Annotated in this window: 12 protein-coding genes; 8 read left to right on the forward strand and 4 right to left on the reverse strand. The window is 72.2% G+C overall.

What is annotated here, in order from left to right; translation table 11 throughout:
• Positions 1 to 54: 54 nt before the first annotated feature.
• The 4 genes from ispG (at position 55) to JYK04_RS30390 (ending at position 4642) form a co-directional block, all read left to right on the forward strand.
• Complete coding sequence (gene ispG / locus JYK04_RS30375) at positions 55 to 1212, forward strand: flavodoxin-dependent (E)-4-hydroxy-3-methylbut-2-enyl-diphosphate synthase (RefSeq protein WP_189745698.1); 1158 nt, start codon at positions 55 to 57, stop codon at positions 1210 to 1212.
• A 185-nt stretch (positions 1213 to 1397) separates the two neighbouring features.
• Positions 1398 to 2240: a GNAT family N-acetyltransferase gene (locus JYK04_RS30380; protein ID WP_189745776.1), complete on the forward strand. Its 843-nt coding sequence runs from the start codon at positions 1398 to 1400 to the stop codon at positions 2238 to 2240.
• A 113-nt stretch (positions 2241 to 2353) separates the two neighbouring features.
• Positions 2354 to 2896 carry a GNAT family N-acetyltransferase gene (locus tag JYK04_RS30385; protein WP_189745700.1) on the forward strand — a complete coding sequence of 181 codons (543 nt, stop codon included), beginning with the start codon at positions 2354 to 2356 and terminating at the stop codon, positions 2894 to 2896.
• A 42-nt stretch (positions 2897 to 2938) separates the two neighbouring features.
• Entirely contained in the window at positions 2939 to 4642 is a 1704-nt protein-coding gene (locus JYK04_RS30390) for a proline--tRNA ligase (protein WP_189745702.1), read from the forward strand.
• Positions 4643 to 4813: 171 nt separating this feature from the next.
• Here JYK04_RS30390 and JYK04_RS30395 read toward each other — a convergent pair whose 3' ends face one another.
• From JYK04_RS30395 to JYK04_RS30410, 4 genes are read right to left on the reverse strand one after another with little or no spacing between them, the layout of a single operon-like run.
• Entirely contained in the window at positions 4814 to 5779 is a 966-nt protein-coding gene (locus JYK04_RS30395) for a slipin family protein (protein WP_189745704.1), read from the reverse strand.
• A gap of 42 nt (positions 5780 to 5821) precedes the next feature.
• Positions 5822 to 6724, reverse strand: coding sequence for an aminoglycoside phosphotransferase family protein (locus JYK04_RS30400; protein ID WP_189745706.1), 903 nt, complete (start codon positions 6722 to 6724; stop codon positions 5822 to 5824).
• Positions 6725 to 6740: 16 nt separating this feature from the next.
• Entirely contained in the window at positions 6741 to 7208 is a 468-nt protein-coding gene (locus tag JYK04_RS30405; protein WP_229876765.1) for a ferritin-like domain-containing protein, read from the reverse strand.
• The gene (locus JYK04_RS30410) at positions 7205 to 7747 is read right to left on the reverse strand and encodes a hypothetical protein (protein ID WP_189745708.1); all 543 of its coding nucleotides are present in this window, start codon (positions 7745 to 7747) and stop codon (positions 7205 to 7207) included. The genes JYK04_RS30405 and JYK04_RS30410 overlap by 4 nt, the downstream gene beginning before the upstream one ends.
• Positions 7748 to 7914: 167 nt before the next feature.
• On the opposite strand from JYK04_RS30410, the gene rimP reads away from it, so the two are divergent.
• From rimP to infB, 4 genes are all read left to right on the forward strand, one after another.
• Positions 7915 to 8427, forward strand: coding sequence for a ribosome maturation factor RimP (rimP, locus tag JYK04_RS30415; RefSeq protein WP_189745710.1), 513 nt, complete (start codon positions 7915 to 7917; stop codon positions 8425 to 8427).
• Positions 8428 to 8429: 2 nt separating this feature from the next.
• Positions 8430 to 9440 (forward strand): transcription termination factor NusA, encoded by a 1011-nt coding sequence (nusA, locus tag JYK04_RS30420; protein WP_189745712.1) that lies wholly within the window; start codon positions 8430 to 8432, stop codon positions 9438 to 9440.
• Between the two features lie 145 nt (positions 9441 to 9585).
• Entirely contained in the window at positions 9586 to 9873 is a 288-nt protein-coding gene (locus tag JYK04_RS30425) for a YlxR family protein (RefSeq protein ID WP_189745714.1), read from the forward strand.
• A gap of 148 nt (positions 9874 to 10021) precedes the next feature.
• Positions 10022 to 13150, forward strand: coding sequence for a translation initiation factor IF-2 (gene infB / locus JYK04_RS30430; protein WP_189745716.1), 3129 nt, complete (start codon positions 10022 to 10024; stop codon positions 13148 to 13150).
• The last annotated feature ends 20 nt before the right edge of the window (positions 13151 to 13170 follow it).

Genomic DNA, 13170 nt, shown 5'->3' on the forward strand with positions numbered 1-13170 from the left:
CCTGGAGCCCGCCGATCTCGGGACCTTGATCCACACCTTGGGGTTGCACAGCAGATGACTGCCATCTCTCTCGGAATGCCGTCCGTACCGACGAAGCTTGCCGACCGCAGGGTCAGCCGCAAGATCCAGGTCGGTTCCGTGGCCGTCGGCGGCGACGCACCCATCTCGGTGCAGTCGATGACCACGACCCGCACCTCCGACATCGGCGCCACGCTCCAGCAGATCGCCGAGCTCACCGCCTCCGGCTGCAACATCGTCCGCGTCGCCTGCCCGACCCAGGACGACGCCGACGCACTGGCCGTGATCGCGAAGAAGTCGCAGATCCCGGTCATCGCCGACATCCACTTCCAGCCGAAGTACGTGTTCGCCGCGATCGACGCCGGCTGCGCCGCGGTCCGCGTCAACCCGGGCAACATCAAGCAGTTCGACGACAAGGTCAAGGAGATCGCGCGGGCCGCGAAGGACGCGGGCACCCCGATCCGCATCGGCGTCAACGCCGGCTCCCTCGACGCCCGCCTGCTGAAGAAGTACGGCAAGGCCACCCCCGAGGCGCTTGTCGAGTCCGCGCTGTGGGAAGCCTCCCTCTTCGAGGAGCACGGCTTCAGCGACATCAAGATCTCGGTCAAGCACAACGACCCGGTCGTCATGGTCAACGCCTACCGCCAGCTCGCCGCCGCCTGCGACTACCCGCTGCACCTCGGCGTCACCGAGGCCGGCCCCGCCTTCCAGGGCACCATCAAGTCCGCCGTCGCCTTCGGCGCGCTGCTCTCCGAGGGCATCGGCGACACCATCCGCGTCTCCCTCTCCGCCCCGCCGGCGGAGGAGGTCAAGGTCGGCATCCAGATCCTGGAGTCGCTGAACCTCAAGCCGCGCCGCCTGGAGATCGTCTCCTGCCCGTCCTGCGGCCGCGCCCAGGTCGACGTCTACAAGCTGGCCGAGGAGGTCACGGCGGGCTTGGAGGGCATGGAGGTCCCGCTGCGCGTCGCGGTCATGGGCTGCGTCGTCAACGGCCCGGGCGAGGCCCGCGAGGCCGACCTCGGCGTCGCCTCCGGCAACGGCAAGGGCCAGATCTTCGTGAAGGGCGAGGTCATCAAGACCGTCCCCGAGTCGAAGATCGTGGAGACCCTCATCGAAGAGGCCCTGAAGATCGCCGCTCAGATGGAGGCGGACGGCATCGCCAGCGGCGAGCCCACCGTCGCGATCGGCGTCTGACCCTCGGGCTCGGCCCGCCCTGCGTCTCGGGGCTCGGCCCGCCTCCCGGCTTCGTCAGTGGCCCCGGTACCGTTCCCGCAGCTCGGGGGCGGTCCGGGGCTCTTTCGTGACCTCGGACGCGGCATCCCCGGGCCCCGCCGGGTACAGTGCGGAGATCAGCAGACTTGCATGGTGAGGCCCCAGTGTTGACGCAGACCACCACCCGGGTCCTTGAGCCCAGTGATCTCGACGCCGCGATGGAAATCCTCGGACGCGCGCCGGTCGAGAACGCCTTCGTCACCTCCCGGGTCCAGGTCGCCGGACTCGACCCCTGGCGCCTGGGCGGCGAGATGTGGGGCTGGTACGCCGACGGCGAACTCCGCTCGCTCTGCTACGCGGGCGCCAACCTGGTCCCCGTCTGCGCCGGACCCGACGCCGTACGCGCCTTCGCCGACCGGGCCCGCCGCACCGGCCGCCGCTGCTCCTCCATCGTCGGCCCCGCCGAGGCCACCCGGCTGCTGTGGCAGCTCCTGGAGCCCAGCTGGGGGCCGGCCCGCGAGATCCGGTCGCACCAGCCGCTCATGGTGATCGAACGCCCGTCCAGCACGGTCGAGGCCGACCCCCGGGTCCGCCGGATCCGCAAGGACGAGATGGACCTGATCATGCCCGCCTGCGTGGCCATGTTCACCGAGGAGGTCGGCATCTCGCCGATGGCCGGGGACGGCGGGCTGCTCTACCAGGCCCGCGTCGCCGAACTCGTCGCCGGCGGCCGTTCCTTCGCCCGCGTCGACGACGGCAAGGTCGTCTTCAAGGCCGAGATCGGCGCCGCCACCGCCCGCGCCTGCCAGATCCAGGGCGTGTGGGTGGACCCCGAGTTCCGCGGCCTCGGCCACTCGGAGACCGGTATGGCCGCCGTCGTCGAATACGCCCTGCGGGACGTGGCCCCCGTGGTCAGCCTGTACGTGAACGATTTCAACACCGCCGCGCGCGCGGCCTACCGCCGCGTGGGCTTCCGCGAGGTCGGCGCGTTCATGAGCGTCCTCTTCTGACACCCGGTTCCAGCCCCCGGTTCCGACACCCGGCCGCACCTGATCCGAAAGGCGGGCCACGGACCCCTGCTGCGGCATTCCGGCAGCCCCGTACCGCGAAGTAAGGTCGCCGCATGCTGCCTTCCGGAGTCCGAATCGGTCCCCTCGACCTCGCCGCCCGCGTGGACGAGGCCCTGCGCGTGCAGGCCGTCGCCTTCGGCCTCAGCGAGGAGGAGGTCGGCATCCGGCGCTACATCGTCCAGCGCCACATGACCTGCCGCGGCGCCCGCGCCCTCGGGGCGTTCGCCGAGGACGGCGCGCTCACCGGATTCGTGTACGGGATGCCGAACGACCGCACCCACTGGTGGTCCACCATCGTCGAGCCCTACCTGCGGGCCGGCGGGCACGAGGACTGGCTCGACGGCTCCTTCGTGATCACCGAGCTGCACGTCCACCCCGGCTTCCAGGGCCACGGCGTCGGCCGCGCCCTCATCACCGGCATCACCGACGCCGCCGCCGAGCCCCGCTCGATCCTCTCCGCCATCGACACCGAGAGCCCCGCCCGCGGCCTCTACCGGGCCCTCGGCTACACCGACCTCGCCCGCCAGGTCCACTTCCCGAGCGCGAGCATGCCGTACGCCGTCATGGGCGCCACCCTGCCGCTGAGCAGGCCCTGAAACCGGTACCGCGGGCCGCCGGGCCCCCGGTAATCTCCCGACATGTCTACGCAACACGTGCAGCGCATGTCCCGCCTCATGGCCAAGACCCTCCGCGAGGACCCGGCCGACGCCGAAACCCTCAGCCATCGGCTCCTGGTCCGCGCCGGCTACGTCCGGCGCAGCTCGGCCGGGGTGTGGGCGTGGCTGCCGCTCGGCAAGCGGGTCCTGGACAACGTCTCGCGCGTCGTCCGCGAGGAGATGGACGCGATCGGGGCCCAGGAGGTGCTGCTCCCGGCCCTGCTGCCGAAGGAGCCGTACGAGGTCAGCGGCCGCTGGTCGGAGTACGGGGACCTGCTGTTCCGGCTCAAGGACCGCAAGGGCGCGGACTACCTGCTCGGTCCGACGCACGAGGAGATCTTCACCCTCGTGGTGAAGGACCAGTGCACCTCGTACAAGGACCTGCCGGTCATGCTGTACCAGATCCAGACCAAGTACCGCGACGAGGCGCGGCCCCGGTCCGGGGTGCTGCGCGGGCGCGAGTTCCAGATGAAGGACTCGTACTCCTTCGACGTGTCCGAGGAGGGGCTGGAGGAGTCCTACCGGCTCCACCGCGAGGCGTACGTCCGCATCTTCGAGCGGCTCGGCCTGGACCACCGGATCGTGTCGGCCGTGTCGGGCGCGATGGGCGGCTCGGCGTCGGAGGAGTTCTTGGCCCCGGCCGAGGCGGGCGAGGACACCTTCGTGGACTGCCCCTCGTGCGACTACGCGGCGAACACGGAGGCCGTGACCTTCGCCCTCGCTCCCGCCCCCGTCTCCGCGGAGCACCCGGCGCTGGAGGAGGTGGACACCCCGGACACCCCGACGATCGAGACCCTGGCCGCACACCTGGGCGTACCCGCCTCGGCGACGCTGAAGAACCTCCTGGTCAAGGTCGACGGCGAGATCACGGCCGTGGGCGTGCCGGGGGACCGGGAGGTGGACCTCGGCAAGCTGGGCGAGCATCTGGCCCCGGCGGTGGTGGAGTTGGTGACGGCCGAGGACTTCGAGGGCCGGCCGGACCTGGTGCGCGGCTACGTGGGCCCGCAGGGTCTGGAGAAGGTCCGCTACCTGGCCGACCCCCGGGTCGCGCCCGGCACTTCGTGGGTGACGGGGGCCAACCGGGCGGACACGCACGCCCGGAACGTCGTCTGCGGGCGGGACTTCGAGGTCGACCGCTACCTGGACGTGGTGGTCGTGGAACCGGGTGACCCCTGCCCGTCCTGCGGAGCGGGGCTCAAGCTCGACCGGGCCATCGAGATCGGGCACATCTTCCAGCTGGGCCGCAAGTACGCGGACGCCTTCGGGCTGGACGTCCTCGGCCGCGAGGGCAAGCCGGTCCGGGTCACGATGGGCTCGTACGGCATCGGCGTCTCCCGCGCGGTGGCGGCGCTGGCCGAGCAGACGGCCGACGAGCGCGGCCTGTGCTGGCCCGCGGCGGTGGCCCCGGCCGACGTGCACGTGGTGGCGGCGGGCAAGGCGGTGCCGCTCGCGCTGGCGGAGGAGGCGGCGACGGCCCTGGCCGCGGCGGGCCTGCGGGTGCTGCTGGACGACCGCCCCGGCCTGTCGCCCGGCGTGAAGCTCACGGACGCGGAACTGATCGGCGTGCCGTGGATCCTGGTGGCGGGCCGCCGCTCCGCCGACGGGGTCGTCGAACTCCAGGACCGCGCCTCGGGCACCCGCGAGGAACTCCCCCTGACGGAAGCCCTGTCCCGCCTGACGCCGTAGCCCTGCGCGCCCCGGCTTCCCGGGGCTCCGCCCCGGATTCCGCGCCTCAATCGCCGGCGGGGCTGGATATGTCCGGCCGGACCGGCACGGAGCCGGCGGGCTGGGTTGCGCGGAGCACAATCTCAGCCCGCCGGCGATTGAGGCGCGGGTCCGGGCAGAGCCCGGGAGGGGCTACTCGCGCAGCCCCTCCCGCTCCTCCTCCGGCGGGGGCGCGTCGAGCATCAGCCCGTCCACCGGCCCGCCGAGGGCGTCCGGCACCGGAGCTCCGTCGAGCGCATCCGCATCCGCATCGGTATCCGCGACCTCGGCCGGCCCGGGGCCTTCGGAAGCCGGGCCGGCCGGGGCCGGTTCCTCCCGCGCGGGCGTCGCCGCAGGCGGAGGGGCCGAGCGCTCGAGGAAGCGCAACAGCTCCACCGGGAACGGCAGCACCAGCGTGGAGTTCTTCTCGGCGGCGACCGCCACGATCGTGTGCAGCAGGCGCAACTGCAACGCCGCCGGCTGCTCCGACATGACCTCCGCCGCCTCGGCGAGCTTGTGCGAGGCCTGCAGCTCCGCGTCCGCGTTGATCACGCGGGCCCGGCGCTCACGGTCCGCCTCCGCCTGCCTGGCCATCGACCGCTTCATCGTCTCCGGCAGCGAGACGTCCTTGATCTCGACCCGGTCGATCTGCACGCCCCAGCCCACCGCCGGGCTGTCGATCATCAGCTCCAGGCCCTGGTTGAGCATCTCCCGATTGGACAGCAGATCGTCCAGGTCGGACTTTCCGATGATCGACCTGAGGGAGGTCTGCGCCATCTGCGAGACGGCGAAGCGGTAGTCCTCCACCGCCACGATCGCGCTCGCCGGGTCGACGACCTTGAAGTACACGACCGCGTCCACCCGCACCGTGACGTTGTCCCGGGTGATGCCCTCCTGTGCGGGCACCGGCAGCGTCACGATCTGCATGTTCACCTTGCGGAGCCGTTCCACGAAGGGAACGATCGTCGTGAATCCGGGCCCGCGGACCTCCTCGCGCAGCCTGCCGAAGCGGAAGACCAGGCCCCGCTCGTACTGCTTCACCACCCGGGCGGCGGCGCCCACGTAGACCACGACGCCCACACCCGTGGCGATGGCCGCTGTCAGCAGTTCTTCGACCATGACGGCCCCCTGCCGGACATACCTTGATATCTACGGTATGCCCTACAACCAGGCCGCGAACTCCAGCAGCAGCTCCGCGTCGCGGCGCCGCCCGGCGGCCAGGGCGCGGTTGCCCGACTCCACCGCCCGGAACAGCGTCCAGCCCCGCAGCCGCTCCCGGTCCACGTCCAGCGCGTCCGCCAGCTTGTTCACCCGGCGCCGGGCCCCCGCCGCCCCCGCCGAGGAGGCCACCTGGTCCTCCAGCCGGTCCCGGACCAGCCGCGCCAGGTCGTACGCCCGCTCGCCGACCAGCGGATCGGGGCCCACCGTCAGCCACGGAGCCCGCTCGCCCGCCAGCACCTTGCCCTGCCGGAAGTTCCCGTGCAGCAGCAGCTCCTCCGGCGGGGCCGCAGCCAGCTCCGCCCGCATCGCCAGCGCCGTGTCCGCCAGGGCCCGGGTCTCCGCCGGGGCCGCCCGCAGGGCCGCCGACTGCCCCTCGGTGCGCTCCGCCACCGTCTCCCACCCGTGCCCGGCCGGCGGCGCCACCCACAGCCTGCGCAGCGTGCCGCTCGCCTCCAGCAGGGCCTTGGCCTCCGGCAGCGACCGCAGCGACACCTCCGGGTGCAGCCGCTCCAGCAGCAGCGCCCCGTCGTCGTCGTGGTGCCGGGTGTCGAGGACCCGTACGGCCCCGAAACCGCCCCAGTGGGCCAGCGCGGCCAGCTCGCGGTCGGGCCGGGCGTGCGGGGGCGCCAGTTTCAGCGCGGCCGGGGTCCCGTCGGCGTACGCGACGAGGACCACCAGGCTGCTGCGGCCGCCCGGGGCCTGCACCCGCCGGGCCTCCACCCCGCGCCGGGACAGCGCGGCCTCGGTGAGTCGGGGCAACTGCCCCAGCCAGTCCGCGTCCTGCGCCGTTTCCGGCATCTCGCCGAGCGCCCGTACAAGCCGCTGCGGCGGTTCGAAAGCCATGCGTGCGTGGTCCCTTTCAGCTGTGCTGGGCCCGTTGCGCCTCGTCAGCGCGTTCCGTGAGCCCAGGGAAGGCTACGCCGACACCACGCCAGCGTGCCGCGCGCACTGCCGCCGCGCTCAGCGCGTCGGCCGCCTCGCGGCGCAGCGGACCCTCCGCCGCGCGCACCAGATCGGAGTACGCGCCGGCCACCCGGTCCTCGATCTCGGCGGCCAGCCGCTCGGCGTCGGCCGGCGTGCGCACCTCGAACGGCAGGGCGTACGCGGCCTCCGCGGGCCGGGGCGCACCGCCCAGCTCCCGTACGGTCCGGGCGAGCGCGTCGCGCCGCGCGAGGTGGCCGCCGTACGACTCCCGGGCCTGCGTGGCGCGGGCGCCGGAGGTCCGGGCGCCGATCACCCCGTAGCCGTACGCGGCGGCGTGCTCGGCGGCGAGCGCGGCCTGGGCGGCCTCCAGGGCCCGGCCGGCGGGGGAGGGTTCGGGCTTCACGAGGTGGCTCCGGGGTTCGAGGTCAGCAGGTACGCGTGTACGGCGCCGCAGGCGGCCACCGAGGCCAGCAGCCGGGCCAGCTCCCCGGGGGCCCCGGCCAGGTCGATGGTCCGGGACTCGGACAGGCTGCGCTCGGCGTCGGCGAGCGCGGTCAGGGCCTCGTCGGGCTTCGGCGGTACCGGCTCGCCGCTCGCCGCGGGCGCGGCGGCCCCCGTACCGCCGGAGGGGGACGGGACGGGGGGCGGCGGGGCCGAAGGGGTGGGGGACAGGGCCGCGGTGTGGGCGGCGACGGCGGCGCGCAGCGGAGCGAGCCGCGCGGCCAGGGCCGGATGGGCGGTCGCCGTGGCGTCGTAACGCTCCAGCAGTCGCGTACTGTCACGAACGGCTGCCTCCCGCATCCGCCGTTCGGGTGGAATCGTGGGGGCGACGTCGGCCGCGCGGCCGTCGGAGCACCCGGTCAGCAGCGCGGCGCCGGCCGCGCCGGCCGCACCGGCGAGCAGGCTCCTGCGCGAGGGTCTCGAAGGCAGAGTCCAGGACACGGCGACGTCCTCCGGGTGATGGCGGGGCTGATGGCGGGGCAGGGTGTGATCACGGTACCCGGGGCCTTGTCCACAGGGCGGACGGCAACACCCTCCGACACCGGATACCCTTTGACCTGACACACGACGGAAACCACAACAGCACACGCGGCCGAGGAGTCACCCGGATGAGCACCACCCAGAGCGACAGGCTGCGCGGACTGCTGAAGCCGCTCGTCGCCGCCAAGGGCCTGGACCTCGAAGAGATCGAGATGACGCGGGCGGGCAAGCGCCGGATGCTGCGGATCATCGTGGACTCCGACGAGGGCGTGGAGCTGGACGCGTGTGCCGAGCTGAGTCGCGAGGTCTCCGACAAGCTCGACGAAACCGATGTGATGGGTGAGGACGAGTACGTCCTCGAAGTCAGCTCGCCGGGCGCCGACCGCCCGCTGACCGAGCACCGTCACTACGTACGGGCCGTCGGCCGCCTCGTGAAGTTCCAGCTGTCCGCCGAGGGCGAGAAGGGTGCCGGGGAACTGGTCGCCCGGATCCTCGGCGTCGACGACGAGGGCCTGGACCTCGAAGTACCGGGCGTGAAGGGCCGCAAGGCGACCGCCCGGCGTATCGCATTCACCGACATCGCCAAGGCGCGTGTCGAGATCGAGTTCAACCGCAAGGACAAGAAGGAAGAGGAGGCGTAGCCGTGGACATCGACATGAGTGCCCTGCGGGGTCTGGTCCGGGAGAAGGAGATCTCCTTCGACCTGCTCGTCGAGGCGATCGAGTCGGCCCTCCTCATCGCGTACCACCGGACCGAGGGGAGCTTCCGCCGCGCTCGCGTCGTGCTGGACCGCACCAACGGTCACGTGGTCGTGTGGGCGACGGAAGACCCGAGGGATCTCGAAGAGGGCCAGGAGCCCAAGGAGTTCGACGACACCCCGTCGGACTTCGGCCGGATCGCCGCGACGACCGCCAAGCAGGTGATCCTGCAGCGTCTGCGCGACGCCGAGGACGACCTGACCTTCGGCGAGTTCGCCGGCCGGGAGGGCGACGTCATCACCGGCGTCGTCCAGCAGGGCAAGGACCCCAAGAACGTCCTCGTCGACATCGGCAAGCTGGAGGCCATCCTGCCCGTGCAGGAGCAGGTCCCCGGTGAGGAGTACACGCACGGTCTGCGCCTGAAGGCGTACGTCGTGCGGGTGGCGAAGGGTGTCCGCGGTCCGTCGGTGACCCTCTCGCGCACCCACCCGAACCTCGTGAAGAAGCTCTTCTCGCTGGAGGTCCCGGAGATCGCCGACGGCAGCGTCGAGATCTCGGCGATCGCCCGTGAGGCCGGTCACCGCACCAAGATCGCCGTCCGGTCCACCCGTTCGGGTCTGAACCCGAAGGGCGCCTGCATCGGCCCGATGGGCAGCCGCGTGCGCAACGTGATGGCCGAACTGCACGGCGAGAAGATCGACATCGTCGACTGGTCGGACGACCCGGCGGAGATGGTCGCGAACGCGCTGTCACCCGCCCGGGTGAGCAAGGTCGAGGTCGTCGACTGGGACTCCCGCTCCGCCCGGGTGACCGTGCCGGACTACCAGCTGTCGCTGGCCATCGGCAAGGAGGGCCAGAACGCCCGCCTCGCCGCGCGGCTCACCGGCTGGCGCATCGACATCCGTCCCGACACCGAGGCGTCCCCGGACGCCGACCGGGACCGGGGCGGGGAATAAACCGGTACCGTCCGGGCTTGCCCGGACGGTAGACAGGGTGCACGGCCGCTGCCGAGGCGGCGGATACAAGACAACACAACAGCCGTTCGATCTTTCCCCCGCGACTTGTCGGGAGAGAGGTCGGTGCGGGGAGGTAGACTTAGGCGTGTCTGGCCGGACGCAAGCCCGCGCATGCCCCGAACGCACCTGTGTGGGGTGCCGGGAGCGAGCGGCCAAGAACGATCTGCTGCGCGTCGTGGCGGATGGGGACGCATGCGTCCCCGATCCACGCGGTACGCGGCCGGGACGGGGTGCTTATGTGCACCCCGCCGTGGTCTGCCTCGACCAGGCGGTCCGCCGTCGTGCGTTCCCCCGGGCCCTTCGGTCCGCCGGAGCGCTCGACACGGAGAACCTGCGCAAAGCCGTGGCCCCTGAGGCCGGGGCCACACCGTAAAGAAGTAGTACGGCACGGATAACCGTGCGGTCAGGTACCTCGCGAGTTGGAAGTAGGTCGAGATTGCGATGAGCACTCGATGAGTACGCGATGAGTACGCCCATGAAGTAGCGACGGTCCGGCGTAACCCGGACCTAAAAGGAGCGAAGTGGCTAAGGTCCGGGTATACGAACTCGCCAAGGAGTTCGGGGTGGAGAGCAAGGTCGTCATGGCCAAGCTCCAAGAACTCGGTGAATTCGTCCGTTCGGCGTCCTCGACGATCGAGGCGCCGGTTGTACGCAAGTTGACTGACGCACTGCAGGGGCCCGGCGGCAACGCCGGCAAGTCCGCTGCGAAGCCCGGCGCGCCCCGCAAGGCCGCGCCCGCCAAGCCCGCAGCGCCCTCCCCGGCCGCTGCGGCACGTCCCGCTGCCCCGAAGCCCGGTGCACCGGCCCCCAAGCCGGTCGTCGCCGAGGCTCCGGCCGCAAGCACCCCGGTGACTCCGGCCGCCTCCGGCCCGCGTCCCGGCCCGAAGGCTCCGGCCGCCCCGAAGCCCGCTCCGGCGGCGCCCGTGGCGACCGAGTTCTCCGCGCCTCCGGCGGCCCCGGCCGCCCCGGCGCGCACCGAGCGTCCCGCCGCGGCTCCCGGCCCCCGTCCGGCGCAGCAGCGTCCGGCCCAGGGTCAGGGCGGCCAGGGCGGTGCCCGTCCCGGCGCCCCGCGCCCGGCCGGCGCCACCCCCGGTGCCCAGACGCAGCGTCCCGCCGGAGCCCCCGGCTCCCAGGCGCCGCGTCCGCAGGGTGCCCGTCCGGCGGGTCCCCGTCCGGGCAACAACCCCTTCACCTCCGGCGGCTCCACCGGAATGGCGCGCCCCCAGGCGCCCCGTCCGGCCGGCGCGCCCCGTCCCGGTGCCCCCGGCGCCGGTGGCGGCCAGGGTGCTCCCCGCCCGCAGGGTGGTCCCGGTGGCGCTCCGCGTCCGCAGGGTCCCGGCGGCGCCCGTCCGACCCCGGGCGGCATGCCGCGTCCGCAGGGCGGCGCCCCGCGTCCCGGTGGTGCTCCCGGTGGTAACCGTCCGAACCCGGGCATGATGCCGCAGCGTCCCGCTGCCGGTGGTCCCGGTCCCCGTCCCGGTGGCGGCCCCGGTGGCCGTGGTCCCGGTGCGGGCGGCGCAGGTCGTCCCGGCGGTGCCGGTCGTCCCGCGGGCGGCGGCTTCGCCGGTCGTCCGGCCGGTCCGGGCTCGCGTCCCGGCGGCGGTGGCGGCTTCGGCGGCCCGCGTCCCGGTGGCGGCGGCTTCGGCGGCGGTCCGGCCGGTGCCGGTGGCGGCGGTCGTCCCGGCTTCGGTGGTCGTCCCGGTGGTCCCGGTGCCCGTGGTGGCACGCAGGGCGCCTTCGGCCGTCCCGGTGGTCCGGCCCGTCGTGGTCGCAAGTCCAAGCGTCAGAGGCGCCAGGAGTACGAGGCCATGCAGGCCCCGTCCGTCGGCGGCGTGATGCTGCCGCGCGGTGGCGGCGAGACCGTGCGCCTGTCGCGCGGTGCCTCCCTCACCGACTTCGCGGAGAAGATCAACGCCAACCCGGCGTCGCTCGTCGCCGTGATGATGAACCTCGGCGAGATGGTCACTGCCACGCAGTCCGTCTCCGACGAGACGCTCGAGATGCTGGCCGGCGAGATGAACTACGTCGTCCAGATCGTCAGCCCGGAGGAAGAGGACCGCGAGCTCCTCGAGGGCTTCGACATCGAGTTCGGCGAGGACGAGGGCGGCGAGGAATACCTCATGCCGCGTCCGCCGGTCGTGACCGTCATGGGTCACGTCGACCACGGTAAGACCCGACTGCTCGACGCCATCCGCAAGACGAACGTCGTTGCGGGCGAGGCCGGCGGCATCACGCAGCACATCGGTGCGTACCAGGTCACCACCCAGGTCAACGACGAAGACCGCAAGATCACCTTCATCGACACCCCGGGTCACGAGGCGTTCACCGCCATGCGTGCCCGTGGTGCGAAGTCGACCGACATCGCGATCCTCGTGGTCGCGGCCAACGACGGCGTCATGCCGCAGACGATCGAGGCGCTCAACCACGCCAAGGCCGCCGGCGTCCCGATCGTCGTCGCGGTCAACAAGATCGACGTCGAGGGTGCCGACCCGGTCAAGGTGCGCGGTCAGCTCACCGAGTTCGGTCTGGTCGCCGAGGAGTACGGCGGCGACACGATGTTCGTCGACATCTCCGCCAAGCAGGGTCTGCACATCGACTCCCTGCTCGAGGCCGTCGTCCTCACCGCCGACGCCTCGCTCGACCTCCGCGCCAACCCGGAGCAGGACGCTCAGGGTATTGCGATCGAGTCCCACCTCGACCGCGGCCGCGGTGCCGTCGCCACCGTCCTCGTCCAGCGCGGTACCCTCCGCGTCGGCGACACGATGGTCGTGGGCGACGCCTACGGCCGAGTGCGCGCCATGCTCGACGACAAGGGCAACAACGTCGAGGAAGCGGGTCCGTCGACCCCCGTCCTGGTCCTGGGTCTCACCAACGTCCCCGGCGCCGGCGACAACTTCCTCGTCGTCGACGAGGACCGCACCGCCCGTCAGATCGCCGAGAAGCGTGCTGCGCGTGAGCGCAACGCCAACTTCGCCAAGCGCGTCCGCCGGGTGTCCCTGGAAGACCTCGACTCGGTCCTCAAGGCCGGTCTGGTCCAGGAACTCAACCTCATCATCAAGGGCGACGCGTCCGGTGCGGTCGAGGCTCTCGAGTCCTCGCTGCTCCAGCTCGACGTCGGTGAAGAGGTCGACATCCGCGTCCTGCACCGCGGTGTGGGTGCGGTCACCGAGTCCGACATCTCGCTGGCGATGGGCTCCGACGCCATCGTCATCGGTTACAACGTCCGTGCGGCCGGCCGTGCCGCGCAGATGGCGGACCGCGAGGGCGTCGACGTTCGCTACTACTCGGTGATCTACCAGGCCATCGAGGAGATCGAGGCGGCCCTGAAGGGTCTCCTCAAGCCGGAGTACGAAGAGGTCGAGCTCGGTACGGCGGAGGTCCGCGAGATCTTCCGCTCGTCCAAGCTGGGCAACATCGCCGGTGTCCTCATCCGGTCCGGCGAGGTCAAGCGCAACACCAAGGCGCGGCTCCTGCGCGACGGCAAGGTCGTCGCCGAGAACCTCACCATCTCCGGTCTGCGCCGCTTCAAGGACGACGTCACCGAGATCCGCGAGGGCTTCGAGGGTGGTATCAACCTCGGTTCCTTCAACGACATCAAGATCGACGACGTCATCGCGACGTACGAGATGCGCGAGAAGCCGCGCGCGTAAGCGCGAGGCACATCGCACCG

It is taken from the genome of Streptomyces nojiriensis (genome assembly GCF_017639205.1).
In the GTDB taxonomy this organism is placed as follows: domain Bacteria; phylum Actinomycetota; class Actinomycetes; order Streptomycetales; family Streptomycetaceae; genus Streptomyces; species Streptomyces nojiriensis.

What these genes read in the sequence shown, in the direction of transcription:
- JYK04_RS30400 (WP_189745706.1), bottom strand. Translation starts at nt 6,724, where the DNA reads ATGGCTTTCGAACCGCCGCAGCGGCTTGTACGGGCGCTCGGCGAGATG.
- rimP (WP_189745710.1), top strand. Translation starts at nt 7,915, where the DNA reads ATGAGCACCACCCAGAGCGACAGGCTGCGCGGACTGCTGAAGCCGCTC.
- JYK04_RS30385 (WP_189745700.1), top strand. Translation starts at nt 2,354, where the DNA reads ATGCTGCCTTCCGGAGTCCGAATCGGTCCCCTCGACCTCGCCGCCCGC.
- JYK04_RS30395 (WP_189745704.1), bottom strand. Translation starts at nt 5,779, where the DNA reads ATGGTCGAAGAACTGCTGACAGCGGCCATCGCCACGGGTGTGGGCGTC.
- ispG (WP_189745698.1), top strand. Translation starts at nt 55, where the DNA reads ATGACTGCCATCTCTCTCGGAATGCCGTCCGTACCGACGAAGCTTGCC.
- JYK04_RS30390 (WP_189745702.1), top strand. Translation starts at nt 2,939, where the DNA reads ATGTCTACGCAACACGTGCAGCGCATGTCCCGCCTCATGGCCAAGACC.